22 protein-coding genes and 1 other RNA gene are annotated in these 26,469 nt (G+C 42.9%); 10 read left to right on the forward strand and 13 right to left on the reverse strand.

From position 1 onward, the window contains the following. Positions 1 to 34: 34 nt before the first annotated feature. From P4S58_RS09670 to P4S58_RS09695, 6 genes are all read right to left on the reverse strand, one after another. Complete coding sequence (locus P4S58_RS09670) at positions 35 to 1,195, reverse strand: iron-containing alcohol dehydrogenase (protein ID WP_337163797.1); 1,161 nt, start codon at positions 1,193 to 1,195, stop codon at positions 35 to 37. 160 nt (positions 1,196 to 1,355) lie between these two features. Next, entirely contained in the window at positions 1,356 to 2,834 is a 1,479-nt protein-coding gene (locus P4S58_RS09675; protein WP_337163799.1) for an FGGY-family carbohydrate kinase, read from the reverse strand. Between the two features lie 20 nt (positions 2,835 to 2,854). After that, positions 2,855 to 3,700 (reverse strand): class I fructose-bisphosphate aldolase, encoded by an 846-nt coding sequence (locus P4S58_RS09680; RefSeq protein WP_337163801.1) that lies wholly within the window; start codon positions 3,698 to 3,700, stop codon positions 2,855 to 2,857. A gap of 82 nt (positions 3,701 to 3,782) precedes the next feature. Further along, on the reverse strand, positions 3,783 to 5,465 hold the full coding sequence (locus tag P4S58_RS09685) for a glycerol-3-phosphate dehydrogenase/oxidase (RefSeq protein WP_337163803.1): 1,683 nt from the start codon (positions 5,463 to 5,465) through the stop codon (positions 3,783 to 3,785). A gap of 41 nt (positions 5,466 to 5,506) precedes the next feature. Next, positions 5,507 to 6,496 (reverse strand): aldo/keto reductase, encoded by a 990-nt coding sequence (locus tag P4S58_RS09690; protein ID WP_337163805.1) that lies wholly within the window; start codon positions 6,494 to 6,496, stop codon positions 5,507 to 5,509. 9 nt (positions 6,497 to 6,505) lie between these two features. Further along, complete coding sequence (locus P4S58_RS09695; protein ID WP_337163807.1) at positions 6,506 to 7,465, reverse strand: sugar-binding transcriptional regulator; 960 nt, start codon at positions 7,463 to 7,465, stop codon at positions 6,506 to 6,508. A gap of 402 nt (positions 7,466 to 7,867) precedes the next feature. Between P4S58_RS09695 and P4S58_RS09700 the strand changes: the two genes are divergently transcribed. The 4 genes from P4S58_RS09700 (at position 7,868) to P4S58_RS09715 (ending at position 12,625) form a co-directional block, all read left to right on the forward strand. After that, positions 7,868 to 8,893, forward strand: a complete 1,026-nt coding sequence (locus P4S58_RS09700) for a substrate-binding domain-containing protein (protein ID WP_337163809.1) — start codon at positions 7,868 to 7,870, stop codon at positions 8,891 to 8,893. A 146-nt stretch (positions 8,894 to 9,039) separates the two neighbouring features. Further along, positions 9,040 to 10,548: a sugar ABC transporter ATP-binding protein gene (locus tag P4S58_RS09705; RefSeq protein ID WP_337163810.1), complete on the forward strand. Its 1,509-nt coding sequence runs from the start codon at positions 9,040 to 9,042 to the stop codon at positions 10,546 to 10,548. After that, positions 10,545 to 11,576, forward strand: a complete 1,032-nt coding sequence (locus P4S58_RS09710; protein ID WP_337163811.1) for an ABC transporter permease — start codon at positions 10,545 to 10,547, stop codon at positions 11,574 to 11,576. Before P4S58_RS09705 ends, P4S58_RS09710 begins: the two co-directional genes overlap by 4 nt. A 14-nt stretch (positions 11,577 to 11,590) precedes the next feature. Next, a complete protein-coding gene (locus tag P4S58_RS09715) occupies positions 11,591 to 12,625 on the forward strand; it encodes an ABC transporter permease (protein ID WP_337163812.1) in 1,035 nt (344 codons plus the stop codon). A gap of 153 nt (positions 12,626 to 12,778) precedes the next feature. Here the strand turns inward: P4S58_RS09715 and P4S58_RS09720 are convergent, their stop codons facing one another. Next, positions 12,779 to 14,002: an aldose 1-epimerase family protein gene (locus tag P4S58_RS09720; protein ID WP_337163814.1), complete on the reverse strand. Its 1,224-nt coding sequence runs from the start codon at positions 14,000 to 14,002 to the stop codon at positions 12,779 to 12,781. Between the two features lie 282 nt (positions 14,003 to 14,284). Further along, entirely contained in the window at positions 14,285 to 14,983 is a 699-nt protein-coding gene (locus P4S58_RS09725) for a GntR family transcriptional regulator (RefSeq protein WP_337163816.1), read from the reverse strand. Between the two features lie 251 nt (positions 14,984 to 15,234). On the opposite strand from P4S58_RS09725, the gene P4S58_RS09730 reads away from it, so the two are divergent. From P4S58_RS09730 to P4S58_RS09740, 3 genes are all read left to right on the forward strand, one after another. Further along, the gene (locus P4S58_RS09730) at positions 15,235 to 16,602 is read left to right on the forward strand and encodes a sucrose-specific PTS transporter subunit IIBC (protein ID WP_102963177.1); all 1,368 of its coding nucleotides are present in this window, start codon (positions 15,235 to 15,237) and stop codon (positions 16,600 to 16,602) included. Positions 16,603 to 16,655: 53 nt separating this feature from the next. Further along, complete coding sequence (locus tag P4S58_RS09735; RefSeq protein WP_337163817.1) at positions 16,656 to 18,044, forward strand: glycoside hydrolase family 32 protein; 1,389 nt, start codon at positions 16,656 to 16,658, stop codon at positions 18,042 to 18,044. A 253-nt stretch (positions 18,045 to 18,297) separates the two neighbouring features. After that, a complete protein-coding gene (locus P4S58_RS09740) occupies positions 18,298 to 19,380 on the forward strand; it encodes a helix-turn-helix domain-containing protein (RefSeq protein ID WP_337163818.1) in 1,083 nt (360 codons plus the stop codon). Here the strand turns inward: P4S58_RS09740 and P4S58_RS09745 are convergent. Then, on the reverse strand, positions 19,367 to 20,395 hold the full coding sequence (locus P4S58_RS09745; RefSeq protein ID WP_337163819.1) for an alpha/beta hydrolase family protein: 1,029 nt from the start codon (positions 20,393 to 20,395) through the stop codon (positions 19,367 to 19,369). The genes P4S58_RS09740 and P4S58_RS09745 overlap by 14 nt on opposite strands. Positions 20,396 to 20,623: 228 nt before the next feature. Beyond that, positions 20,624 to 21,088 carry an HPP family protein gene (locus P4S58_RS09750; protein WP_102952881.1) on the reverse strand — a complete coding sequence of 155 codons (465 nt, stop codon included), beginning with the start codon at positions 21,086 to 21,088 and terminating at the stop codon, positions 20,624 to 20,626. Between the two features lie 98 nt (positions 21,089 to 21,186). Here P4S58_RS09750 and P4S58_RS09755 point away from each other — a divergent pair, with 98 nt between their 5' ends. Next, positions 21,187 to 21,765 carry a TetR/AcrR family transcriptional regulator gene (locus P4S58_RS09755; RefSeq protein ID WP_337163822.1) on the forward strand — a complete coding sequence of 193 codons (579 nt, stop codon included), beginning with the start codon at positions 21,187 to 21,189 and terminating at the stop codon, positions 21,763 to 21,765. 90 nt (positions 21,766 to 21,855) lie between these two features. Here P4S58_RS09755 and ffs read toward each other — a convergent pair. Together ffs and P4S58_RS09765 are read right to left on the reverse strand one after the other, a co-directional pair. After that, positions 21,856 to 21,952, reverse strand: an RNA gene (gene ffs / locus P4S58_RS09760) — signal recognition particle sRNA small type. A 146-nt stretch (positions 21,953 to 22,098) separates the two neighbouring features. Continuing rightward, the gene (locus tag P4S58_RS09765) at positions 22,099 to 24,105 is read right to left on the reverse strand and encodes a diguanylate cyclase domain-containing protein (RefSeq protein ID WP_337163824.1); all 2,007 of its coding nucleotides are present in this window, start codon (positions 24,103 to 24,105) and stop codon (positions 22,099 to 22,101) included. Between the two features lie 336 nt (positions 24,106 to 24,441). Here P4S58_RS09765 and P4S58_RS09770 point away from each other — a divergent pair, with 336 nt between their 5' ends. Beyond that, positions 24,442 to 24,744, forward strand: a complete 303-nt coding sequence (locus P4S58_RS09770) for an MGMT family protein (RefSeq protein WP_337163825.1) — start codon at positions 24,442 to 24,444, stop codon at positions 24,742 to 24,744. 44 nt (positions 24,745 to 24,788) lie between these two features. Here P4S58_RS09770 and P4S58_RS09775 read toward each other — a convergent pair whose 3' ends face one another. Beyond that, a complete protein-coding gene (locus tag P4S58_RS09775; protein ID WP_102952853.1) occupies positions 24,789 to 25,223 on the reverse strand; it encodes a YbaY family lipoprotein in 435 nt (144 codons plus the stop codon). Positions 25,224 to 25,490: 267 nt separating this feature from the next. Between P4S58_RS09775 and tesB the strand changes: the two genes are divergently transcribed. Continuing rightward, positions 25,491 to 26,351, forward strand: a complete 861-nt coding sequence (tesB, locus tag P4S58_RS09780; protein WP_337163826.1) for an acyl-CoA thioesterase II — start codon at positions 25,491 to 25,493, stop codon at positions 26,349 to 26,351. The last annotated feature ends 118 nt before the right edge of the window (positions 26,352 to 26,469 follow it).

Here is a 26,469-nt window from a genome sequence, read left to right on the forward strand (position 1 = left end):
CTTAATCCTTTGGATGGTGAAATTTAAACGGTGTTTATTGCCAGACTTGTTTATACAGCTCTACCAACGTCTTTTTATCGGGAACTCTAGGATTGTTATTCGGCGATCCGGAGGCCAACGCTTGCTCTGCCATAATGTCGATGCAGTTGAGATATTCTTGGTGATCAATGCCAAATTCAGTCATCGTTGGCACATTCAGATCTCGGTTGAGCTGCTTTAACTCTATCAGTAGTCGTTCAACGGCAATCTCTGTGTTCGTACCCGCATCGACCAGTCCCATCGCAACAGCACAGTCGGCGTAACGTTCTTTTGCCGCTGGGATCGAGTATTCAGTAACGGCTGGCAATAGCATGGCATTACTCATACCGTGAGGAACATGAAAGTGAGCGCCAATTGGACGGCTCATACCGTGAACTAAAGCAACAGAAGCGTTGGAAAAAGCAATGCCTGCCAATGTCGCCCCAAGCATCATCTGCTCTCTGGCTTTCATATTGTCTGGATTATTAACCGCGTCTCTAAGATTAGGAGCGATCAATTTCATTGCCGTAAGCGCTTGCTGATCAGTGAACAAGCCTGATTTACCGCTTACATAAGCTTCAATAGCATGAGTCAACGCATCAATGCCTGTATCAGCAGTAATACGAGCCGGTGCCGTCATGGCAAGTTCAAAGTCAATAATCGCTGCTGAAGGGATTAATCCCGGCCCCATGCACAGGAGTTTTTCATCATTCGATTCATCGGTAATAATGGTTACCTTAGTGACTTCCGATCCTGTCCCTGCCGTTGTTGGAATAGCAATCAACGGCATTATTGGCATAGTCACCAAGTTAGGCACACTGTAGTCTCTAATCCTTCCTTGATATTTAGCCAGCAAAGCGATCGCTTTGGCACTGTCTATAACACTGCCTCCTCCCAGAGCAATAACGCCATCGTACTGCCCCTCTATCGCTTGTTTAACCGCTGGAAGTATGGATGCTTCAGTTGGTTCAGGAATCGTGTCGGTAAACGTTTCACTGACTACACCATCCTCCTGAAGAATGTTTTTCAGACGCTCCACTTTGCCTAGTGATGCCATTATCGGATCAGAAACGATCATCACTTTACGACACCCCAGTTGAATAGCTACTTTGCCCGCGGCATTGATAGCACCTTGGCCTATTTGCAAAAGCTTTGGTAATACAATTGATTGACTCATACTCACCTCAACGTATATCGATACTTTTAGTATCATTATTTAAAAACATAAATTTCAGGTGTAATAATGCCCCACATGACATGAATAGTTCTTGTTAGTGGTTCAGTTATAATCCTAAGTTGGTTGATTTATCTAATAGCTTATCTGTCTTAATGGGAACTTAAGCTGCGACTAGCGCATCTCTTATTCTCTTGTATTTTTTATAACGGCCAGCAAAGAAATGATGGCGCAAAATGTCCGGTCTGAAGAACCGGTGTTGTAACGTTGTTTTCTGTTCCTCAACACACCCAGTCACGGTTTCGAAGGCCATCATTGCAACCCCACAAGCTCCGACTTCCCTTACATTGCTTGCGCTGACTTGCACATTTAGAATGTCTGCAAACAACTGGCACCAATAATCACTTCGCGAAGCCCCGCCACTTATTGAGATCGTATCGATGTGATAACCAGAAGCTCGCAACCGTTCAATATGTTCAAAATGTGCGAAAACAATCCCTTCGTAAAATGAATAGACCACATGAATATCTTCATGCCACGCTTTAAGCCCAACAATGTTAGCGGCGGCGGACTGTTTATCTGTCGTGCCGTAGAGGTAAGGCATAAACAAAGGAAGACCTTCGTTAAGTTGTAGCGAGGCAAGCTTCTGATTAAATTGGTCAAATATAGATAAACCTAATTGTTCTGCTTGTTGTTTCTCTTGGTAAAAGAAGCGTTGTACAAGCCATTCTAAATTTGACGCCGAGCAGGTGCTCGATTCAATTGCCAAGTATTGGCTTTCGTTCATTTTACACGCCATAAAGACTTGTTCTGATGGCAATGAACGGGTGACGACCTGATTGATATTCCAAGTTCCTGCGACTACAGATGTATCACCATTTTGATATGCTCGTGAACCATAAGCACAAGCAACAACATCAAACATTCCCGCAATGACGGGCGTTCCCATGATGAGCCCCGTGTCTAAAGCGGCTTCAGCAGTGATACTTCCAATCACTTGGGCACTATTGTAAACAGGCGGAAGTTTTGAGCGAATATCCACGATATCGTAGGCTGAAAGTAGTTCATCACTCACACTGTCATTTTCAAAATCAAAAAGTCCTGAAGCGGTCAAGTCACCCCATTCAGTTGCACACTCTCCAGTCAGTCGGAAGTTAATATAGTCTTTGCAAAACAATACTTGCCCGATGCGTTGGTAGATATCTGGTTGGTGGCGTTTGAGCCAGTGGAGTAAAACCGCGGTTTGTGAAGACCAGGCACCTTGACGATTTCGACGAGTTAACATCGTGTAGCCTTCTGACACTTTAAGCTGATTTACCTCGTCCTCCGCTCGGCTATCTAGAGATTTAATCGCAAGTAGAGGAGATCGTTCATCATCCAACAGGTAAACACCGTTACCATGCCCACTGCATCCAAGAGCCATAATCTTGTTCGCGGCAATACCTGATTTGGTAACCACTTGACGAACAATACCTGAGCAGAGTTTCCAACACTCAGATAAGTCGCCTTCGGTATAATTTGGGCGAGGGATGTGAGTGGGATAATTACAGGCAACAGCGAACACTTCTTCACCAAACTCGTTAAACAAGGCTGCTTTTATCGCCGTGTTACCGCAATCAATACCTAGTGCATATGTACTCATGTATCCCTCCAGTCCCTTTGTTATTTACTGCCTAGGTAAATATCCATTGCTTGCTTGGTTGAAGCGTTGTTGTGGATCATTGCCATCAAGGCATTAACCACAAGACTAGGATTAGGGTGTTGATAGATATTACGTCCATACACCATTCCCAAAGCGCCCTGATCCAGTAAGGCTCTTGCTTTACTGAACACAGCTTCAATGTCTTCTCTGCCACCGCCTCGCACTAGTACTGGGCAACGTGCCGCTTCCACAACCTTATGGAAATCTTCTGAATGCGTCGTCGGATCGGCTTTGATGATGTCTGCACCTAGTTCTCTGGCCATTCGAACCAGTGTGACGATTTTTTCGCAATCGCCATCAACCATATAGGCTTGACCGTGAGCATTTGGCTGCATGACTAAAGGTTCAATCATGAGTGGCATGCCGTATTTTTCACACTCTGCTTTAACTTTACTGATATTGATAACACATTGCTTAAACAGCTCAGGTTCATCAGGCAACATAAACAAGTTCACGACGACACAAGCCGCGTCCATTTGCAGAGCTTGAATAAGTGGTTGTTCAGCATTTTGTAATAATGCCCACATATGACGGTGACGCTCAGCGTTATAAGGGTTACCCAGATCTATACGCATAACCAATGCTGGCTTATCTTTTCCGTCAACATTTTGCAGTAAGTCCGATTGTCCTGCGTTCATTTGAATTGCGTCCGGTTTGGCGTGAACAAGTTGTCTCACTACTGAAGCCATATCCTCAAGTCCATCAAGGAACGAAGGTTCATTGCACACGCCATGATCGATTGCGACATCCAAGCATCGGCCATTATCAAATAGACGTTTCATCCTCACTTTATTGGTTAAATACATTCTCTTCTCCGTTAGTTAACTTTTTCATATTCCATTGATCCCTTTTCGAGTTATCGCTGATGTAAAAGGAGTTAAAAGTCGCTTATTGCATCTGCAAGCCATGTAGGTTTAGCAGTACTTGTGTTGATGCATTACGATCCGTTGCTTTATCTGCGTCATTCCAATTGAAGTAGTTTGCTACCCGTTCTGAAAGCTCTTCGAACACGGCTTGATTGAGCTTCCCTTCAATAGCAATCGATGTTCTGCGCAATATGAGATCCAAAGTAGTTGAAACAAACTCATGCTCTAATATGAAGTCGATTTCGCCTACTGTGTATTCAGGCAAAGTGGTAAGGGGTTGATCCCCTTTCCCATATAACGATTTCAACAGCATTTCACAGTGCGTTCCGTAGCGCTTAAACCAACAACTCACTTGTTGTTCGGTGTAGTCGGGATAACGTTGACTCAGTTGAAGTAAGTACTGCTCTTTTTCGCTGTCACCAATGGGGTAACCAACACCGCCACCGATTGCTTTTTGTTTGGTTCCGCACTGCCTTTTAACCTTCAGTGCAACAAGCAGCTCATCAGCGACTTCTTCACCAAAGGCTCTAAATGTTGTCCATTTACCGCCAATTAAGGAGTAAACCGTCGTATTTCCAATTCTGTCTCGCCTAATCGAATGACTTCTGGGAATTTGCCCTGTTGTTGAGGTTTTTATAGAAGGTAACGGACGTACACCGCAAAATCGGTAAACAATCTGAGAGCGATTGATATCAAGATGTGGAAGTACGCCTTTTACTGAAGACAGAATGTAATCTATCTCTTCGTCAGTGCACCTTACACTGTCTGGATCACTGGTAGGGATGTCCGTTGAGCCAATAAGTACCTTGTCGAAATAGGGAAAAAGAATGCATACACGCCCTTCACTATTCTCATAAAACAACATGTTGCCAGCCAATTGTTCGGTCAACGCGGGATTGTCGATAATAATGTGAGAGCCTTTGGTTCCCTGTATGTATTGACTGGGTTTGCACAACAAACCATTAGTAGCATCAACCCATGCTCCCGTGGCATTAACGATATGTTTGCATTTGACCTCTACAGATTGGTTTGAATGAATAGGCTGAACACATAGTTCACCATCATCACATCGAACTACTTTTGTATAGTTGAGAGCCACACCACCAGCATTCACCCCCTCCTGAACTAACTCAATGGCAAGACGTTCAGGAGAGCTGATCCAAGCATCAAAATATGTTGCACTACAGCGAACTTTTCCGCCCATCAAAGGCCAGCGAGAACGTGTAGTCTTGCCTGAATGTATTTTGTGCCCAGGCATGACTTGGTCACTTTTGGTGAACCAGTCATAGAGTGTTAAACCAAGTTTAATCACTATCGAGCCTCGCTGAGATGGCCTATCTTTCAAACGCAAGAATTTCAAAAGGCCATCAAAAATCCCAGACCAAGTGGAATATATCGGTATGGTTGTTTCCAATGGAGCCACCAGATGCGGGGCGTTACCGAGCAAGCGGTTGCGCTCAAACAACGCTTCTTTGACCAAGTCAAACTCACCATTTTCTAGATAGCGCAAACCGCCATGAATCATCCGAGATGGCGCAGCACTGGCTTTGGAACAAAAGTCGTCTTTCTCAACTAGGAGTACTTTCACGCCTTGCAGTGCCAGCTCTCTAAACACGCTTATTCCGTTGATACCGCCACCAATGACCACAACATCGAACACATTGTCGCGACCTAAACTATCGATTCCTGCATTATTTTTTTCCATCACGCATCCTGCCAAGTAACATGGTCGATACCTATAAGTCGCTATTGCGCCAATTCAAGTTTTCTAAAAAACTCATGTGACTTGGTATTGATAAGATTCACTTCTTCAAGAGAAAGAATGACTTGCCCTGCAATGGCATTTTCTACCGCTTGTTGCGCATTTCTCGCGCCACAAAGTGCGTACGTTATTCCTGGCTGTTGCAATGTCGCTGCAATCACCAACTGTGCGACTGTAATGTTTTTCTGTGTAGCAATAGGTTCTATTGATTGACAAAACTCTTGAACCTTACGGCGGTTATCTACTGCAAACATCGGATTTGTAATGCGCTGGTCATCGCCAGTGAAAGTACGTTCAGGTGATACTTTTCCGCTTAATAGCCCCATAGCAAGCGAAGAATAACTAAGGCAAGCCACGTTGTTCTTGATGGTCATTGGTAGCAAGCTATCCTCAAGTTCGCGTTCGATAAGGTTATATTTCTCTTGCACCGCATCGACAACACCACACTTTTGATAAGCAGCGAGATCTTCCTTACTCACGTTGCTAATACCAATTGCACGAATTTTCCCCGCTTTTTTTAACGTCTGTAACGCATCCATGGTTTCTTCTACTGGCGTGGTTGGATCCTGCCAATGCGTGATATACAAATCGAGATAATCTGTTTGTAAACGTTTTAAGCTCTGTTCTACTTCATAGTGAATAGCATCAGCACCAAGATAACGATGGACAGGTTTTCCATTTTCATTAAAAAAGTGATTACCCTTGTTCGTGTGCCAAACCAACCCACACTTCGTTGCAAGAACAACTTGGTCACGTTTTCCTTTAATTGCTTTCCCAACAAGCTCTTCTGATACTCCAAGCCCATACGCAGGTGCCGTATCAATAAGGGAAACGCCATTGTCTAATGATGCATGAATCGCTTCGATAGCCGCTTTCTCATCGGTACCGCCCCACATCCAACCACCCATAGCCCAAGTTCCCAATCCAATAACTGAAGCCTCAATACCAGATTGTCCAATTTCTCTCGTTTGCATAATTCTTCCCTATTTAGCTAATTCCAAAACGCTGGCAATTGTCTCTTCATCAGACACTAATCCATTGATCAGACCGCCTTTAAGTGCAGCATGTATTGCTTTTACTTTTGACTTTGTCGCGGCGACACCAAAACTGTGTTCAATATTGCCAAGTTCCTCTAGATTTAGACCAATTAGCTTGCTGTTGACCTGTTCAGCACATGCTTTGCCATCTAGGTCGTAGAGATGAGCAAGAACCTCACCCTGACACTTATGGCTAATATGCTCCTCAAACTGTTTACCGCTCAAAGTTCTTAAGTCGTAGTAACTGTCTGTTTTACTTGACACTGAACCAATACCGACCATAGCAATATCCGCGTTTCGTGCCATATCTAGAACTTCCCTCACGCTTCGCATCTCCATAAGCATTTCACGTTGCTCATCGGTATCTACGAAAAGCGGAGCATGTAACTGAGCACTTTTTCCACCCAACTTCTCAGCCAATTTAGAAGCGAGATAGTTCACATCCGTAAAGTGTCGCCCTTGTACCCCGCCCGTTGCGGGTACCACGCATACATTGGGAAAGTTCATTGGCTTGAGTTGTTCAACTATCATTGACATCGTTTTTCCGCCACTGATGCAGACAACACTATTAGGTTTGATTGTTTCAATAAGTAGTTCACCCGCCGCTTGCGCAACTTGTTGAGTAATGATGACTTCATCTTGGCTGAGACTTGGCTGAATCACCGCTGTTTTAAGGGTAAATATATGCTGTAGGCTCTGCTCTAAACTGTAGCTGCGTTCCTGAGGTAACTTTAAGGTAATCTCTACCAAACCATCATCATGAGCTTGCTTAATGACACGATTCACCTTCGCGGTCGATAACCCCATTAATTTGGCTATATCTGACTGGCTGCAATTTTCCATATAACGTAAAGTTAAAATCTTAGCCGTCTGCCTTAAGATGTCATCTCGCTCATTCATCGCCATACCAACCCCCTATTTACTCATCAACATTGGCCAAAATCGTTCATCTCAACGCCAAAATAAATGTTAATCACAGGTGAAATTTATTTCATCTGCGTAAAAAGTAATCACAAAAATGACGAAGTACAAGTCAAAATGATACCAAACGTATCAATTTATCTATTTAAGTGCCAAAGATCACATTTATTACCAAAACTGATACGTATCGTATCGATATGACGTTGACCTGTTACATTTTGTTCACTAAGTTTTAACACGTGAAATATATTTCACCTGTCTGAAAGATAATTCACATCAGCGAGAACAACCTGTTGTACTGCTAGCGACGAGAATGATATCGACATAATTCAAATAGCAGTTGTTGCTCATAAGACGAGTGAATACCACATGTAAACGGAGAAGATTATGAAGTCAGCGACTTTAACAAAGATGCTAAATAAGGGACTAATAGCCACGAGTATTCTCGTCGCATCCAGTTTCGCAACAACAACACTAGCTAATGAACGGATTGCGTTTTTTGTATCGGATCTTTCAAATGTGTTCCATCAATCACAAGCAACAGAAGCCAAACGGTATGCAAAAGAGAAGTACGGTGCTGAAGTTGTCATTTTTGATGGAAAAGCAGACTCAGCAGTGATGACACAAAATGTCGACCAAGTTGCTGCAGGGGCCTTTGATGGAGCGTCACTGCATATATGGGATGGAGAAGCTGCAACACCTGGCGTACAAGAAGCTCTCAGCGAAAAAATTGCAATGACCTCATTCTTTAGCCCTATCACTGACACTGGTATTCCAACAGCGCGAAGTGATGAAGCAACCGTATCCTTCGAGATGGGTGCACAAATGGCAAAAGAGTGGAAAAAAGCTCATCCCGATAAACCAATAGTGATGGTTCAGTTAGGCTGGCCAAACCATACCGAAGTGAACTCAGGCCGAACCAATCCTTTCGCAGAGGGCGTCTTTTCAGTTGATCCTAATGCGAAAAACCTTGGAGCGCTTGATGCCAGTGGCGGGCAAGAAGCAGCAAAACAGATCATCGTTGACTTATTAACTCAACAACCAGAAGTAAACCTTATTTACTCTGAAGCATCGAATCTGACGGTAGGAACTATGGCAGGCCTTTCGCAGCTTGGTCGCGGTAAGTTTAAAGACGGCAAACCGGTGACTGAAATTGTAGCAAGTGTCGACTTTGACTCCGTTGAGTTTGAACAAATCTACGATCCAAACTCAAGCTTGAAAGTTTCAATGGGACTACCACCAATTGAAACAGCACGCGGACGTATCGATTTAGTCATGGACGTAATCAACAACAAAGTCGCATCAAGCAGTAACAAGGCTGAAGAGTTCTTCTACAAAGCTTATACGATCTCCTATTGGACAATGCCAAAACCAGATGCTGAGCAGTGGCTAGAAGCACAGTTCAGTAACTAACTCTTGGTGTAAGGGCGATCTTACTGGATCGCCCCTTTCGCTATTCAAACTCTAACATCTCATAACCAAGGAAAGAGCGGCTTCATCTGTGTCCTCTATAGCGACAGAACAGTTTTGAAGAATCAGCAACTGAAGGAGAGATCAACTTGAATACTCAGAATTCAACTACTGTTCTCTCAATTGAAGGGCTTGTTAAAGACTACCCTGGAGTCAGAGCAGTCAACAATGTCAGCTTTTCAATTGAACGAAGTACAGTCCATTGCCTAATTGGCGAAAATGGAGCGGGTAAGTCCACTTTAGTAAAAATGATCACTGGTGCGATACAACCAACTCAGGGATCGATGAAGGTTAATGGTAACCCTTACAAACCTAATGGGACGCAAAGTGCTCGAGAATCTGGTATCGCGACCCTGTTCCAAGAACTGCATGTAGTAGATGAACTGACGGTACTTGAGAACCTAACGCTAGGCATGGAACAAAGCCGATTTGGTTTCCTTGTTAAGTCTGATTTGGATGCGAGAGTTATCAATACCCTAGCAACGATTGAACCGTCGATCGACCCTTATGCCAGAGTGTCGACACTAAGCGTTGCTCAAAAACAGATTGTAGAAATTGCCCGTGCATCGTCATCGGGGGCAAGCGTGATCATTATGGACGAGCCTACTGCCGCTTTATCCGAGCGCGAAGTGGAAAGACTATTTAGTGTCATTCGACGCCTTCAGCAACAGCATGTCACTGTTATATACATTTCCCATAAACTCGATGAAGTGTTGTCGCTTGGTGACCGAGTTACAGTAATGCGCGACGGTCAACATATTGCGACCAAGTCAATGAATAACGTAAACGGTCGAGAAGAACTTATTGAAATGATGATTGGCCGCAGTATTCGTCACGACTACACACCCAGAGATACAGTCAGCGATGACGTTTTCTTATCCGTTGAAAAGCTTTCCAACCACAGGCTAAAAGAGGTTTCATTCACCATTAAAAAAGGGGAAATTGTTGGCTTTTATGGACTTGTAGGTGCAGGAAAAACTGAAATCGCCCGCGCGATTTTTGGCGCAGATGAAGTGTCAGGATCAATCAAACTTAATGGGCAACAAGTTGGGCGTTCCCCCAGAGAAGCGATTGCAGCAGGCATAGCACTTGTCCCAGAGGAACGACGCACTCAAGGCTTGTTCACCAATTTAACCATCCGCGAAAACATTCCAGTGATGAATTTACCTCGAATGTCCGATTTTGGCGTATTCAAAGAACAAGATGAACTAAACGCTGCACATGAATATGTTGAAAAGCTGTCTATTGCAACAAGCTCAATAGAAAAGCACGCGGAGAAACTGTCCGGCGGCAATCAGCAAAAAGTCGTTATAGCTAAATGTCTGTTTTCTCAAGCAAAGCTACTTTTGCTTGATGAACCAACACGGGGAGTCGATGTTGGCGCAAAAAAAGAAATTTATGACTTAGTCAAACAGCTTGCGAACCAAGGTAACTCTGTCGCGGTCTTTTCTACCGAATTGGAAGAGATCCTCGGTGTGTGTGATCGAATATTCCTCCTTTATGACGGTTCGCTCGTATCTGAAATCACCAATGGACCTAACATCGATACCAACTTTATCTTGAACGCCGCAACTGGTGGACTTCGGGAGGCTGTATGATTCACTCAACAATAAATTCTAGCAACTCACCAGAGCGTTTGAAGGATAGAGCTAGCGACCAAATGTATATCACCATGTTGGTGGCTGGTGTCGCTATCGGACTCTTTTTGGTCGCTTCTGTATTCGTTCCAAACTTCTTTCAAGTACAGAACATGCTGAACTTAGTGACCAACAACTGGTCAGTCATAGCCTTAGGGATTGGCGTTTCTTTTCTCTTAGTTTCAGGCAATTTTGACTTATCTGTAGGCGGCATCGTTGCTTTGTCGGGAGTGCTTTCCGTTTGGTTTGCTCAATCCGCTATCGGAGGTTCGGAACTTTCTACAGGACTAGGTTTGCCCTATTGGCTTGCTATTCTCGGAGCCCTGCTCGGCGCTCTGGTAATTGGAGCATTAAATGCTCTATTTGTGGTCAGGTTTAAGATCCCTTCTATCATCGTTACTCTCGGCACCATGATGGTGGCGAGAGGTATCGCTCAAGTTATCACACAAGGCTCACAAAGAAATACCAACTTACCTGCTGAGTTCGGTTACCTAGGAAACCTAAAAGTATTTGGCACATCATTGCAGTTTCCAGTGTTGTTCATGCTGCTGCTTCTAGCGTGTGCAATTTTTATTGAACGCAAAACCGTGTTTGGTCGTATTACATACTGGATAGGTTCTAACCCGGAAGCCGCAAAACTATCGGGTATCGACAGTGTCAAGCATATCACTTACCTCTACCTATTCAGTTCTCTTATCGCTGGAATTGTCGGTGTTTTACTTTCTTCAGAATTTAAGTCTGGATTTTCAAACCGAGGCTTATTAATGGAATTCGACGCCTTAGTTATAGCGCTATTAGGAGGCATCGCCATCGCAGGTGGTTTTGGTTCCGTCATAGGGATGTTTTTTGGCGCCATTATACTCGCAGTGGTGACCTCGGCAGCGACTGGCCTAACCCTTTCTCCTGACTGGCAATTTATCTTAAAAGCTATTGCGGTATTTCTAGCAATAACGGCTCAAACTTGGGCTCTATCCTTTAGAAACAAATGATGGTGGTGAAAGCAATGTCTGAATCAACAAAAGTGTTAAGCACGACACCAGCTTTAGGAAATCAAATCGCTGATTTTATCCGCAATTACTATATTTACTTTGTACTGGCAGCCATTGTCATCGCTCTCAGTAGCGTCAATCTCGACCAATATCCACTGTTTGAGCGCGGTAACTTTTTATACAAAAAGAATGTCATCAACATTCTACGTGTATCAGCTCCTATACTGGTTCTCGCCGGTGCATTTACCCTATTAATGGTATCTGGCTATATCGATTTATCCGTTGGCAGTACCATGAGCTTAACTGCGGTTATTTATGCTTTACTTGCAATAAACGGCATACCATTTCTCCCCGCATTTTGTATCACCGTGATGTGGGGGGTTCTGCTTGGTGCATTCAATGGCCTGCTCGTGGTAAAACTCAACATCACCCCGGTTATTGCCACACTCATCACTTTAAGTCTGTACAAAGGTATGGCGCTTTTATTAGTGGAAGATGGCGTCTCCGCAATTAAATCGGTGGGTGATATGAAGATGCCGAGTTGGTTCAACGATTATGCTCGTGATGCCGTGCTTATGGGATTACCTATGGCGTTTTGGGTAGCCGTTGGTGTAACTGTACTTTTAATTGTTCTACAAAGTCGTTCGTTACTCGGAAAATACGCTGCTGCAACAGGGGGTAACCCAACAGCTGCAAAATTATCTGGGATTAAAACCGGATTAGTCGTATTCATTCTTTACGCAGTAGTCGGGGCAACCGCTTCTCTTGCTGGAATTGCCCGTGCAAGCTTTATGTCTTTGGGTGACCCATTATCCGGTGACGGTATGGAGTTGACCGCCATTTTGGTCGTACTCATTGGCGGTACAGCATTTAGCGGTGGTGAAGGAAAGGTGCTGCGTTCCTTTATCGGAGCTCTCATTATAATGACGCTCACTGTCGGAATGCTCACTCTTGTCCCAGCTTACTATCAAACTTTAGTGATCGGTGGTGCGTTGCTCGCAGCAGCCGCTTCCAACCATTTAGTGAGCCGAAAGCAAAAACAATCGTAGGTTATCAAAAGTTTCATAGCATTTGAGGCTTATCCCCAACCGTCATCATTTAGCTATCTCAATGATGACGGTTGGGACTTCGACAAAAAGCGTTTATTAAGCTTTACCAATAGTAAAAATACCGCCTCTCTGCATCAATGGAAGCACTATGGCTTACTGAACTTTACTTAGATCGACGATTGGCTCATGCACTTGCTGCACTTTTTTACCATTCAGAAGTTTATTCACATCTTTAACCGCACTATCCACTTCTGCTGAAGAAGACAATACCGTATACGTTAGATCAAAATGTTTACTTTCACCTGCATGAATCGTCGGGACTAGGCCCAGAGGACGTTGGAACTTGGTGTTGTAGGCGTAACTGGTACCAGGTTCAATTCCCGTAACATAACCTTGCTGTAAAGTATCTGTGTTTTTCCAAATCGTCAGAACTGGCAGTTGGCTGGTATTGTATTGCATTGATACACCTAGGTTGCCCGCCTTGTTATGTAACACCGCTAATGTGTTTCCGCTCTTATCTGCGACAGGTTTTAGATTGTAAACCATCTCATCATACCCTTTAGTTGGGCCTAGGTAAGTTTGCCAATCTTTCAAGCCTTTATCTGCGTAGCTATTAAAGGGAGAAATTTCACTGGCAGCGGCATACACTTTTGCACCTTTTTCTAATATTGGGCTGCCAAAGTTAGAGTGATAAATAATTTGGTATTCATCGTCGTAATCAGATTTGTTGGTCAAAATATCACTGAGCGAGAAGCTGTTTTCTCCAGGAGTAATAGAAAACGATGTTTTTGTTACTAGCTCTGCTTTTTTAAACGTTCTTTCCGACACTTCACCTTCAACTGTAATAGTGTGTGGAGCCTCGTCGCTAATAATGACTTTAATTGTCGAACTTGGCGTATTTTGAACTCGACCATGCAAGCTAAGTAGTTGACCATTGTCATCTACCCCTGGATGCCCCGTCCATTCATAACCACAACGTACCATCATTTCATTGAAGCCATCCAACCAACCGAGCCCGTTACGACTTTCCAAATCAATGTAGGCTGGGTTCACAATTTCTTTTACTGGCGAATCCCAGCCTAACACTCGTTTGCCATCTTTCTTAACGTCAAAAATCCCCATACCTCTGGTTGGTACTAAGGTCACTTCCAGCTCACCATTCTTTATGACAATAATGTCAACGCCTTCTTGCTTACCGCCATGTAAGCGCACTTTTTCTATGCTAAAAGGGATATTTCCAAAACCAAGTTTTTGGTTCGTAATTTCCCAATTTTCAACATAAGTATTCGTTGCGGTATCGGTTAGGGTAAATTCTGCTGCTGTAGCATAAAGCGGTGCAACCAAAGTAAGAGCTGCAACAAGTGGTTTTATTTTCATAGTTTGATCCTTTAAATAATTTTTCTGACATTTAAGCTGAATCGTTTCAGCTATCAAAATTGCAGACAAAAGATTTAGGATCAAAGTGCTGAACAAATAGATGTGATTCAGTTCATCGAACTGGTCACTTTTTAGCCTATTAATGTTTGATGAATCACGTTCAGCACTAACTGATTGATTTATAAATAGTAATATAACGACGTTGAAATGTTATTTTTTAGAATCGAATGTATACCTTGGGTAATAGTCAAAAACTTAGGTTCTATGGCTCTGCAATAGACGTTAGCGTTTTAAATAATGCTGATACGTGTATTTTTCCGGATTTAGGCTTGTTCTCGTATACTCAAAAATCCTTCCATCTTTAAGTTTTCCAACTGAATGGATACGAATCAGAGGTCGATCTGGCGACACATCTAACGCAGCGCAAATATTTTCGTCCGGCATAATCGCTTCAAAATCTTGAATTGCTCCGTCAATTTTAAAACCCAAATCTTGTTCTAAATATTTGTATTTAGAGCCTTCAAGCGAAAGAAGATTGATTTGTGGGAACAAGGCAACAGGCATATAGGAGTCTTCGTAAATCGACGGGATATCATCAATCAACTTAATACGACGGATAAAATACACCTTTTCTGAAGGAGCTATTTTTAAGAAATTGGCTATTTTTTCATCCGGAGACATCAACTGAAATTCTACAACCTTATAAACCAGTCGCTTATCCGAATCCGCAAGCATTTCTTTGGTAGTGACCAGGTTCGACATGGAATTGGCCATCGCTTTACTGATCACGCTGGAACCTGAACCTTGGCGTGTTTCGACCAATCCAAGTTTAACAAGCTCATCAATCGCCTTGCGTACCGTACTTCGGCTAACTGAATAGTGTTCAATCAGTTCTTTCTCTGTCGGCAAGGAATCTCCAATTTGTAACTCATCCGAATCAATACGAGCCTTTAGATCCAGCATTAATTTCTTATACAGCATGATTTCCCCTTTGTTTGTTGCCAATAATTATTACATACAAAAGATACAAATCAATAACCAATTTAGTTCTATAAAACCCAAACATCCTTCTCATTACCACTCAAAAGTTGTCATTTATTTGTATCTATACAAATAAATTGATCACGATCTCCATTCTATTAAGATCAATTTGTTATTTATTTGTCATTATGAATAATCACCAAAGCAAACATCATTACTAAACCAAAAAGAAACAAAAATACGGTGGTCATATGAACATAGAGAAGATATCCAGAGACTTGATTCCCTTATTGGGAGGGAAAGAGAACATTAGTAGTGCCGCTCATTGTGCCACTCGATTAAGACTTGTCCTCGTAGATGATAGTCAGCTAAACCAAGCAGAAATCGATAACGTTGAAGGTGTTAAAGGTTGTTTTGTCAACGCCGGACAAATTCAGATCATTTTTGGTACAGGGCTAGTCAACAAAGTGTATGCGGAGTTTGTTTCCCAGATCGGTTTAAGTGAAACATCAAAGGCTGAGCTCACTAATATCGCGACACAAAAGTTGAATCCGTTTCAGCGCATAGCCCGACTTCTATCAAACATCTTCGTACCTATTATTCCGGCTATAGCATCAGCCGGTCTGCTAATGGGATTGCTTGGCCTCGTTCGCTCCAATGGGTGGGCAGCCCCAGACAGTGCATTATTTATCATGCTCGATATGTGCAGTTCCGCTGCATTCATTATTTTACCGATCCTGATTGGTTTTACCTCCGCTAAAGAATTTGGCGGTAACCCGTTCCTAGGTGCGGTTTTAGGCGGCATTCTGACTCATCCAGCGTTAACTAATGCCTGGGGAGTGGCTTCCGGCTACAACACCATGGACTTTTTCGGCATTGATGTGGCTATGATTGGCTATCAAGGAACGGTCTTTCCAGTGCTACTCGCCGCTTGGTTTATGAGTAACGTTGAGAAGCAACTGCGCCGTATTGTTCCTGATTCTATCGACCTTATCGTCACCCCTTTTGTTACGGTCATCTTAACGGGTTTTGTCGCGTTGTTGTTTATAGGTCCTATCGGACGAGCACTCGGTGATGGCATCACTCTCTCACTCAGCTTTATCTATGAACACATTGGCTGGCTTGCTGGATTTTTGTTTGGCGGTACCTACTCAATGATTGTCATTACCGGTATCCACCACAGCTTCCATGCCATTGAAGCTGGCCTGCTAACCAACCCTGAAGTGGGAGTAAACTTCCTGCTACCTATCTGGTCGATGGCTAACGTGGCGCAAGGTGGTGCATGTCTTGCGGTAGCATTTAAAGCAAAAGATACAAAAGTTAAGGCCATCGCCGTTCCAGCTGGCATCTCCTGTATGTTGGGCATTACAGAAGCGGCTATCTTCGGTGTGAACTTACGCTATGGAAAGCCATTCGTTGCGGCACTTATTGGCGGTGCTTTGGGCGGTGCATACGTAGTATTAACCAAAGTCGGCATGACAGCGGTAGGAATGACAGGTATTCCGGGCATGGTTATCACGCAACCAGGTAGCTTGCTGAACTATATTATTGGCATGTGTATCGCCTTTGGTGGCGCATTTGTTATTTCTTACCTCATCTCTGCGGTTAACAAAAAATAACCCCGAGTCACTCGTTTTCACTTTGCAATATAGATATAAGAAGAGATTTGTTTATGTATAAGATTTTTTATCAACCCGAAGGCCACTGGTTTGGCGACTGCATGCCCTATTGCGAAGATGGTGTGTTTTATCTTTACCACCAGCGCGATACTCGTAACCCAGGCCCGATGGGTGAACCTTTTGGCTGGTCACTTTGTACCACATCAGATTTTCGCCACTATCAAGAACATGGCACGGCGATAGAACATGGTTCAAATGATGATCAAGACCAATACATCTATGCGGGCAGCGTGTACCAAACCGCCCAAGACACCTATACCGCTTTCTATACCGGTGCTAATAAAATTTTCAAAAAGAAAGGCATTCCTTCACAAAAGCTCATGCAGGCGACTAGCCATGATTTAATTAACTGGCAAAAGAATGGCAATGCAGAACAGATCGTTCCACAAGAAGGCTACGACGTATTTGCTTGGCGTGACCCGTTTATTGTCTGGAATGATGAGAAAGAAGAGTATTTGCTGGTACTCGGAGCCAGAGCCCCAGGTGATAACAGAGAACGTACCGGTCGCTTGGTTTCTTTTACCAGTAAAGATATGAACAAGTGGGACTTTCAAGGAGACTTCTGGTATCCGGGATTGTTCACAATGATTGAAATGCCGGAGCTATTTAAAATTGGCGAGTGGTGGTATCTGATTGTTTCTGAGTTCAGTGACAAAAACAAAATGATCTATCGAATGAGTCGTAGCCTTGATGGTCCTTGGATTGCACCTCATGACGATGCTTTTGACGGCAGAGCATATTATGCCGGCCGTACAGCGACAAATGGCACCAATCGTATTCTTTTCGGATGGGTTCCAACAAAAGAAAATGATGACGATTTGGGCAATTATGAATGGGGAGGCACTTTCGTTCCTCAAGAAGTTTACCAACGACCAGACTACTCACTGGGCGTAAAACCGGTTAAATCAGTGCTGGATGCATTTTGCGTCAAGACAGCATTGGCAGATGTCCATTTACAAACCATTGATACCCATAAAACACAAGTTCTCACTGAGAACAGTTCAACCTGTTTTACTCTTGAAGCAACGGTGAAAATTGCAGAAGGTACTCGTGGGTTCTCTATTTTCATTTATGGGAATGAACTCGAAGAAGCGTATGAATACCGTTTTTCACTCAACGAAAAACAGCTTACTTTCGACAAAACACCGAACTGGCCTTGGTTCCAGTATATGAATAAGGGATTGGAGCGACCAATTAATCTACAAAATGATACCGAGTACAAACTGTCTATCATCGTTGATGACGATATCGCAGTTCTGTACATCAACGGCACGGCACTGAGTGTTCGAATGTATCAAAAACCGGGCACAAAACTTAGTTTCGGCATCACAGACGGTGACATCGAATTAACTAATATTGTGCTGTCCAAACTGGAGCAATAACAACTAACAGTGATGGTCATCTGACAGCCGGATGACCATCTAAATTTAAGTTTGTTTTGATACATTGCAGCAGCTTGACATCAGAATAGAACAGATTGATATGACTCACTTCTGAACTAACTTTCTTCATCCTATCATCGTATACTTAACCGCCATTTTAAAATGACATACTCTTCAACAAAGCATTTTAGTTATTAATGTTATTTTTATTGCGCGAGCCACAAGTAATGTACGTAGAAAGGGTTAATTCTGTATGTTAAGTATTCCATTACCATTTGTTGCTGCCTTTCTACTGTTTCTAGTTATTGTCGTATTGAGGCTGAAAGCACCTAATCATTGGAAAAAACCAATAGGCTTTATTTTTCTCTGTATCATCACCATGACAGTCGTTGGGTTACGTTGGACAATGGATTACCCTTTTCTACGCGCTATTCAACCTATCTTAGGTGCCTGTTTACCTGTTACTGCTTGGCTCTCTTTTTCAAAGGCACACCGGCATTCTTCTAGCTACTTTCTTCATAGCTTAGGGCCGCTTATCGTTGCACTATGCTCACTCAGCTATCCCTATTTGTGGCCCAATATCATTGATTATTTGGTTCCGTTATTGTCCTTATTTTATGGATTAAGCCTTATAAAATCGTCTTTTTCTCCAGCCGAAGAAGTTTCATTAAATCAATTAACGCAGGTTTCAATTGCTGAACGAGCTACCGGACTGCTATTAATTATCTCAGCTTTAACTGACAGCGCTATATCCTATGACTTTTTTGCTTCTTCAGGGGTGCATACACACTTAATACTATCGGTCAGCTATCTTATCCTGATACCTGCTATTGCTAGTATGGTTGTTTTTGTCAGCATATGTACCCCGATTCAATCAGGTGAAGTGGCAACTGAACAACAGGAACGTCAACAAAACAGAAAAGAACAATCTGAAGTAGCTCTGCAAGAGATACCAAGTTTGAATGAAGATGAAACATCGCGCATTTTGAGTCAATTCGAGACACTAATGACCGAGCATGAAGTCTTTAAAGATGCCAACCTGACACTAAGTAAAATAGCCAGAAAGCTGGTTATCCCCGCCAGAAAAATCTCAGCATCGGTAAATCATAAATACGGTGAGAACATCTCAAAAGTCATTAACACTTACAGAATTAATCACGCTAAAGATTTGTTAGTCAGCAGTGATATGCCGATAACTGATATTTATCTGAGCTCAGGCTTTCAAACTAAGTCTAATTTTAATCGGGAATTTTCAAGAATCACTGGGCAAACGCCCACTGATTATCGTCACACCAATTCAGTCAACACAACGGTACCTCAAATTAATCCGGACTAAGTAAGAAAGTTAAAACATCACTAAAGATTTGCTGGTGGAGATCGCTACGTTTAGAGCCCTTTCCATCTTTACATATCACACCGTCGCCAGGTACCTCCTCTTCAAGCAGAGAGACAGCTCCTTGTTTACAAAGTTGGATGAAACTAAAGTGTGTTGCCTGTTCATACACTTTATATCTCCTCAATGATAAAGGCAGATGCTCAGCGAGATAACCAGACTCCAAAGCCTGTGGCAAATCACCAATATCAATGCCCGCAGCGAGAACTAATACCGGATGATGAATGGCATTAAGGCTTGAAGGTAAGAAACTTCTGGCCATACCTAGGTCAAGACTAACAACTCGCTTTATCCGTGAGTCATACAATGTTCCAGATGCTGGCTCATTTTCCTGGGCTTCTTCCAACCCCAGTTCATTCGCGAGGCCACAAGTTCTAGGCCCGGGATAAAGAGAGCACTGTTGTTTAAATGTTTGACGATCAAATACTGCGCCTGCAAGTTGCATAACTGTCCAACCACCAAGCGAATGACCTACTGCAGAAATGTCACTACGATTGATGACATTTTTCCATTGTTCATTCGATAGCAGATAATCTAAGACATGCGAAATATCTAGAACTCTTAACCACCACTTAGCGGCCTTCGCCGGTGCATGATCAAATGTGGTTGTCCCCGGATGGTCTGGCGCAGCAACAATATATCCCCTGTGTGCAAGAGCAGATGCAAGCCAGTTGAGATTTCTCCAGTTTCCTCGATATCCATGAGAGAGTAGAACAACTGGAGCCGATTTAACGTCAATAGTCGCGTTTTTTATTACCTGAGTGCCGATGAAAGCTGGGTTTTCGCCAGCAGTTACAAGCGGACCCACTTGGTGAGTTGGATACCAGATTGCAACAGATAGCGGCCGATTCGGTTCTGTAGTAATGATTACTTGCTTAAAACCAATATTTTGTGCAGATGCATTGTTCAAAAATAATAGAAATAGTAAAAATGGCGAAACTACCCACTTTAAGTTCATGACTCACTCCATAATGTTATAGACACATTTCGCAATCAGCATAAGCAAAACTTAGGTGTTCCGAGTCCTAGAACATGATCGAGGACTTCCTCAATCGCGATATTGGACAATTTATCCAATCGAATATCACTTTCGTCTCGTCAATGAAGGAACGAAGGTGAGTCAGTCCATAAGCAGAACGCGAACTCACCTAATCCTCAGATTTGGTTACCTTTGTACTATTGGCTATCAAAACTGGGAATTATTTAAAATCCATCTCTGCCTTACAATCCCAACGCTTTTGCCAACCAATACAATAACGACAGCCCCAATCAGAACTGGACTAATCAAAAATCCCCAGCTTTGTCCCGATAACATAATTAGCAGTGGATTAGCGCCCGCTGGTGGATGCGTGGTTTTCGTTACCAGCATCAAACTAACCGCTATTCCTGTGGCCAAAGCTAGGCATATAGGCGACACACCAACAAACTGAACAAAAAACACCCCTACGAAAGCCGTTAGTAAATGTCCTAGAATTACGTTTTTTGGCTGAGCCAAAGGGCTATCTGGAACACCAAACACCAGCACCGTGGTCGCACCAAATGGCGCCATCAATAAAGCGATGTCGTAAAAAGTATGATCAAAATAAGACAATGTACCGATAGCAATACTTGCTCCAACCCCTGCAATAATTGACAAAATAATACTGTTCATATGTAGTTGCTCTCCTTTTAGTAGACCACTCTGTCTACACTTATAAAATAGACAGAGTGGTCTACTTATGTCAACATAGTTTTCAAAGGAGCGTGCATATGAGTAAAAAACGTCAGATATTAGTCGATACAGCGTTAGAGCTTTTTTATCGAAACGGGATCAATACCATAGGGATCAATGAAATTCTGAAATCCGCGGGTGTGGCGAAAAGAACGTTGTATACGGATTTTGATAGCAAAGAGGCGCTGATATTAGCGGCTTTACACCAACGTCATGAACGTTTTATTGACTGGCTAGAAAGCAAGCTTTCCGATTCAGACTCCGATGCCAGTGTCATCGAAAACTTATTCAAGTCGTTAGCCAGTTGGTTTGATAATCAAGAACCTGCGTTGGGAGATTTCAGAGGGTGTTTTTTTATAAATACATCCGCAGAGTTTAGCGATACTAGTTGTGAAATTTCTCGTTTCTGTAACCAGCACAAACTGCAAGTACGCCAAGTAATTCAAAGGCATCTTCACAGCAAAGATCCGATATTATTAGAATCAATATGTGTGCTAAAAGAAGGAGCCATTACCACGGCATATATGAGTGGTGATAACCACACAGTGATAGCCCATTGCCTTGAGATATTAAAAGTACTTCAAGAACGCTTGAACCAACAAGTTCAAAGTAAATAAGAGATAGGCTTGTATTCTGACGAGTTACGTTAGGATAGATGAATGCTGATTGAGAATGAAAAAAGAGATTTGCGTGTTTTAGATGGGTGGAAGCCCCAGCCACATCCCGGCACACACGTCATTCGCTGTGGCTGCTTCCTTCCGGACCTGACCAGGTTTACGAACTAGTGTTGCGGGAGGACCAGGGCCCCCATAGAGCATCTTTGGTTTGTGCCAAAGAGTGGGAAGGATTATCAAGCATCGACTTCATCATTGCAAGCCTAAATCCTAGTAATGTCTTTGATTGTGAACCAATTGGACACCAATTAAACAAATCGAGTGCATTGGATTCGTTTATCGATGTCTCATTCGAATCGGTGTTACTACATTTCTTTGATGTTTTGTCACATACATCGCTTGATCGGTTTGGTGCAACACTTCTTGCAGAGACATATAGCTATCTCGATCTGTTGAAACGCCCATAGCCACTGTCACATCAAAACTCACATCACGCTCAACATCAACAAACACGAATCGTTGCAAATAAGCTTGGATTTCTTCCAACTGGTCACGTTTTATATTACCAACCAAAATAAACTCGTCACCACCAATTCGGTAAGCATGCCCTTGCCACACTTGCTGGATTCTATGCGCAAGTTGCTTTAGTACCTTGTCTCCGATTTCGTGTCCGTAATTGTCATTGATTTGTTTGAAATGGTTTAGGTCGAGATAAACAACGGATATTTTACCTGCTAAGCCCCTACTGTATCTGCGATACAGAGCTCGACGATTACGCAGTTTGGTTAAGTTATCGGTATTTGATTGTTTGTGTAGATATAAAGCAACGATAACTAATAGTCCAAATGCGGTCGCAAATAACCATTGGCTATGACGAGTGAAGCGCTTTTCAACCACTAAGGTGGCACGCCAGTCGGGCTGATAATCATAAGTTTTTATGATTTTCTGCGTATCCATCATTTTAATAGCGCGGCTAAATAGTGATGCTAAAGATTCACCCAAAGGGGTTTTGGTAAAACCGATAGCGACATCAAACTTATAGAAGCCGCCAATCATTGAATCCTCAACAAAGGGCAACAACTGATCGGATTCACGTAAAAAGAGATTAAAATTGCCTCGGCTCATAACAATGTAGTCAACCTTCTCTGTCATAAGCCCTTCAATCAATTCTTCTTGAGTGAGGAATGTTTCGAGTTCCTTGCGCGGCAGCATTCGATGCAGCAAATCTGCAAAGAAGTCGTCTTTGATTACACCAATACGTTCTGCGATTAGTTCAGACACATTGCTGTATACAAAATCCTTGTAACCTTCTCTTTTGATCATCACGGCTTCAGGATGGTAATAGCTCTCGCTGAAATTAACGATGCTCTTACGCTGCTCGGTGATAGTCAGTGGGGCAATAATATCAATGTGTTGCTGGCGAATATCGTTGTACATACTCTCCCATGTTTCATTAGCTTTACTGGCTAACTCACACTTCAACAGCAAAATGTCGCAGGCACGGAAAACGATATCTGCACTGATACCACTGACTCCACCATCCGGATGATAAATGGCATAAGGGCTGACGTTTTCCAACTTCACTTTCAGCGGTCGCTGAATGCTCAAACCACTGTCTATCACTGCTTGGCGTAATGCATGCTTACGAATATCGAACTGATATTTTTGGATAGATTCACGAAGCAACTTCTGCACTCGCGCGGAATGAACGTAACGTTCGATTTCAAGCAGTAGTTCTGCGTTCTCACCTTTTAGTGTCACGATAGATACAGGCTGAATAGAGATTCTGTCGTTAAGAAGCTGAGCATCAAACCCCGCTAATAGCATCGGCTTTAGCTGATTTATCGCATCTACCACACCATCAACTTTGTTATTTTTAAGTAGCGATTTCGCTTCCGCTGAACCGTAGTAATCAATCAACTCAATATTGGGATAATTTTGAAGAATTAAGTCTCCATAAATCGTTCCCGCAGGTACCCCTACTTTATGCATATCTTCCAAATGGTGATTGGTTTTACTAAATAGATAGGTGTATTCAATGTTGGTCGGGCGAGAAAAATCGAAACGCTCGGCACGCTCAGGGGTATAAGTCACATTCGCTGCGAAGTCACTGATCCCAGCTTCAACAGATTTGAGAATGGCGTCAAAGCTCGAATAATTCACATATTCAATATCGATATTAAAGCGATATGCGACGTCATCAAAAATAACGCGCGACACTACATCGTCAGCTTCAGTCGCGACGAAATAGACTTTATGTGAATCATTTGTATTAGCGGCAAGTGCTTGCGAAGAACACAAAAACACCAACAACCAACCGCAAATGTGCATGGCTCTGGACATAGACGTTGTTATTAATAATTCTTATTTTTTTATGTGGAATAATAGTATCGAAACTGACTTTGATTGCATAAAGCTTTTTGCAATCCGTACGGCATATTTTTGCACTAGATTTGATTTTAATCGCTGTCTTTTCGTTCAACCTGCTCATAAGAACAGCGCAAAATAGACTCCGTTAGCCAAGTCGTCGCGAACAAGTTTACCTAAGCTACCTATACAAAGTCGGGTACCGCGGTGTTTGCATTCACTAACATTGCAGTACTGAACAGAAAAGTTGAAAATAACCCTCCCACTCCTTAAACCGATCCTTGGTAAATTTAGAACTAGGACTGACTCAGTATGGACCAATTTCTATCACATATCTTCACCGTCATTTATCGAATCCCCGAAGGGAAAGTTTCTACCTATGGTGAGATAGCGAAAATGGCGGGTTATCCCGGATACGCACGACATGTGGGTAAAGCGCTCGGTAACCTCTCTGAAGGAAGTAAATTGCCTTGGTTTAGAGTCATTAACAGTAAAGGAGAGATCTCGCTGACTGGACCAGATTGGGAGAGGCAAAGAGAACATTTAGTTGCAGAAGGCATTGCCGTAAGCAGCACCGGAAAAATATCTCTTAAGAAATACAAATGGCAGCCCTAAAGCTGCCATTCTTTTTAATTAACGTGTTTAAAATCGCAGTAGGCTTATTTCGCCCCTACACCGATTAATCGCAAATCAACGTGTGTCGTCGCGTTATCATCGGTAATAACCGCATATTGGGTGTCAGTAATAAAGCGCAGTTTACCGTTCACCTCAATACGGGCAGAAACACTGTACCGGTGGTTTTCCTGAATCTTAGTGCTGTCGTACGCCAAATCAAAAGTCAAAGGAACTTGATGACCGTTGGTAATAAATTGCTGTTTTGCAATCACTACCGCTGCGGTATCCATTTTCGATACGTCTTGCAATACGACGGTAACTTGCGCGTCATCGGGTAATGCAATTCGCTCACGGTAAGCAACCGTGCCAGTAATAGACTGGATTTTTTGTTGTGGCTTTGACGCTTCAGAGCTTTGGCAACCGACCATAAATATAGACCCCACCACCAACGATACTACCAACAGCATTATTTTTTTCATTTTGCCTCTCTTATAAGATCTTTCGACCAAGCTAATTTCATACAAATCAGTATAGATTCAGTGTCCTAGGCTGTCATATTGCTTCAGTTACCACTAATATACTTAGTACTCATTCAATAGCTGTGTTTTTAAATCAACACGTTAACTGAATATTAGCCGAGATGGACTATGACAGTCACGGAGCTAGGTCAGCTATTGACAAACAATTGACTCAATAAACAAACTAACAGCGTCAGATAAAGATTCATAAGGAAAGGGTAACAAGCTATGAGTAAACCTCTGCAAGAGTTATTGAACTTGCTGCAATTAGAAAAATTAGAAGAAGGCTTATTTCGTGGAGAAAGTGAGAACTTAGGATTACCTCAAGTCTATGGCGGGCAAGTAATAGGCCAAGCTCTCTCAGCTGCGCATTACACCGTCGATCCAGAACGTACGGTTCACTCATTCCATAGCTATTTCCTATATCCGGGTGATTCAGAAAAACCGATTATCTATGATGTTGAAAACCTCCGTGATGGCAGAAGCTTCAGTACCCGAAGAGTCAAAGCGATCCAGAACGGACGCCCAATTTTTTACCTCACGGCTTCATATCATGGAGAAGCCGAAGGTTTTGAGCACCAGAACACCATGCCGGATATCCCTGGGCCAGAGAACTTTGCTTCAGAATCCGAACTAGCCGCTCAGATAGCTCACCTGCTTCCTGAAAAGGTTCAAAAAATGCTGTGTGGTGAAAAGCCGATTGAAATTCGGCCTGTTACGGTTATCAATCCTCTCAAACCACAAAAGGCAGAGCCTAAACAATATTTGTGGATGAAAGCCAACGGCCAAATGCCAGACAACCAGCTTATTCATCAATATATCTTGGGTTATGCCTCTGACTGGGGATTTTTAGTCACTGCGTTACACCCGCATCAGGTCACACTGCTTACACCCAAGTTCCAAGTGGCGACCATCGACCACTCTATCTGGTATCACCGCCCATTTAAGATGGATGAATGGTTGTTGTTTGCCATTGAAAGCCCGACTGCAAGCAACACCCGTGGCTTAGTGCGTGGCGAAATCTACAATCAACAAGGCCACTTAGTGGCTACTGCTGTTCAAGAAGGCGTAATGCGCTTTAAGCCCTAATTTTTTCTTTACTCTCCCCTTAGGTTAAGGATTACAGTAACGGTATATCCTTAACCTAATCGGAGGAAATTATGGGCTGTTGTAACCAACCACCGAAAGGTGGCTCTACTGAAATCAA

The organism is Vibrio sp. Hal054, from assembly GCF_037162405.1.
GTDB lineage: Bacteria > Pseudomonadota > Gammaproteobacteria > Enterobacterales > Vibrionaceae > Vibrio > Vibrio diazotrophicus.

Coding starts and splice junctions, on each gene's coding strand:
- P4S58_RS09670 (WP_337163797.1), bottom strand. CDS start 1,195: ATGAGTCAATCAATTGTATTACCAAAGCTTTTGCAAATAGGCCAAGGT.
- P4S58_RS09675 (WP_337163799.1), bottom strand. CDS start 2,834: ATGAGTACATATGCACTAGGTATTGATTGCGGTAACACGGCGATAAAA.
- P4S58_RS09680 (WP_337163801.1), bottom strand. CDS start 3,700: ATGTATTTAACCAATAAAGTGAGGATGAAACGTCTATTTGATAATGGC.
- P4S58_RS09685 (WP_337163803.1), bottom strand. CDS start 5,465: ATGGAAAAAAATAATGCAGGAATCGATAGTTTAGGTCGCGACAATGTG.
- P4S58_RS09690 (WP_337163805.1), bottom strand. CDS start 6,496: ATGCAAACGAGAGAAATTGGACAATCTGGTATTGAGGCTTCAGTTATT.
- P4S58_RS09695 (WP_337163807.1), bottom strand. CDS start 7,465: ATGGCGATGAATGAGCGAGATGACATCTTAAGGCAGACGGCTAAGATT.
- P4S58_RS09700 (WP_337163809.1), top strand. CDS start 7,868: ATGAAGTCAGCGACTTTAACAAAGATGCTAAATAAGGGACTAATAGCC.
- P4S58_RS09710 (WP_337163811.1), top strand. CDS start 10,545: ATGATTCACTCAACAATAAATTCTAGCAACTCACCAGAGCGTTTGAAG.
- P4S58_RS09715 (WP_337163812.1), top strand. CDS start 11,591: ATGTCTGAATCAACAAAAGTGTTAAGCACGACACCAGCTTTAGGAAAT.
- P4S58_RS09720 (WP_337163814.1), bottom strand. CDS start 14,002: ATGAAAATAAAACCACTTGTTGCAGCTCTTACTTTGGTTGCACCGCTT.
- P4S58_RS09725 (WP_337163816.1), bottom strand. CDS start 14,983: ATGCTGTATAAGAAATTAATGCTGGATCTAAAGGCTCGTATTGATTCG.
- P4S58_RS09730 (WP_102963177.1), top strand. CDS start 15,235: ATGAACATAGAGAAGATATCCAGAGACTTGATTCCCTTATTGGGAGGG.
- P4S58_RS09735 (WP_337163817.1), top strand. CDS start 16,656: ATGTATAAGATTTTTTATCAACCCGAAGGCCACTGGTTTGGCGACTGC.
- P4S58_RS09740 (WP_337163818.1), top strand. CDS start 18,298: ATGTTAAGTATTCCATTACCATTTGTTGCTGCCTTTCTACTGTTTCTA.
- P4S58_RS09745 (WP_337163819.1), bottom strand. CDS start 20,395: ATGAACTTAAAGTGGGTAGTTTCGCCATTTTTACTATTTCTATTATTT.
- P4S58_RS09750 (WP_102952881.1), bottom strand. CDS start 21,088: ATGAACAGTATTATTTTGTCAATTATTGCAGGGGTTGGAGCAAGTATT.
- P4S58_RS09755 (WP_337163822.1), top strand. CDS start 21,187: ATGAGTAAAAAACGTCAGATATTAGTCGATACAGCGTTAGAGCTTTTT.
- P4S58_RS09765 (WP_337163824.1), bottom strand. CDS start 24,105: ATGTCCAGAGCCATGCACATTTGCGGTTGGTTGTTGGTGTTTTTGTGT.
- P4S58_RS09770 (WP_337163825.1), top strand. CDS start 24,442: ATGGACCAATTTCTATCACATATCTTCACCGTCATTTATCGAATCCCC.
- P4S58_RS09775 (WP_102952853.1), bottom strand. CDS start 25,223: ATGAAAAAAATAATGCTGTTGGTAGTATCGTTGGTGGTGGGGTCTATA.
- tesB (WP_337163826.1), top strand. CDS start 25,491: ATGAGTAAACCTCTGCAAGAGTTATTGAACTTGCTGCAATTAGAAAAA.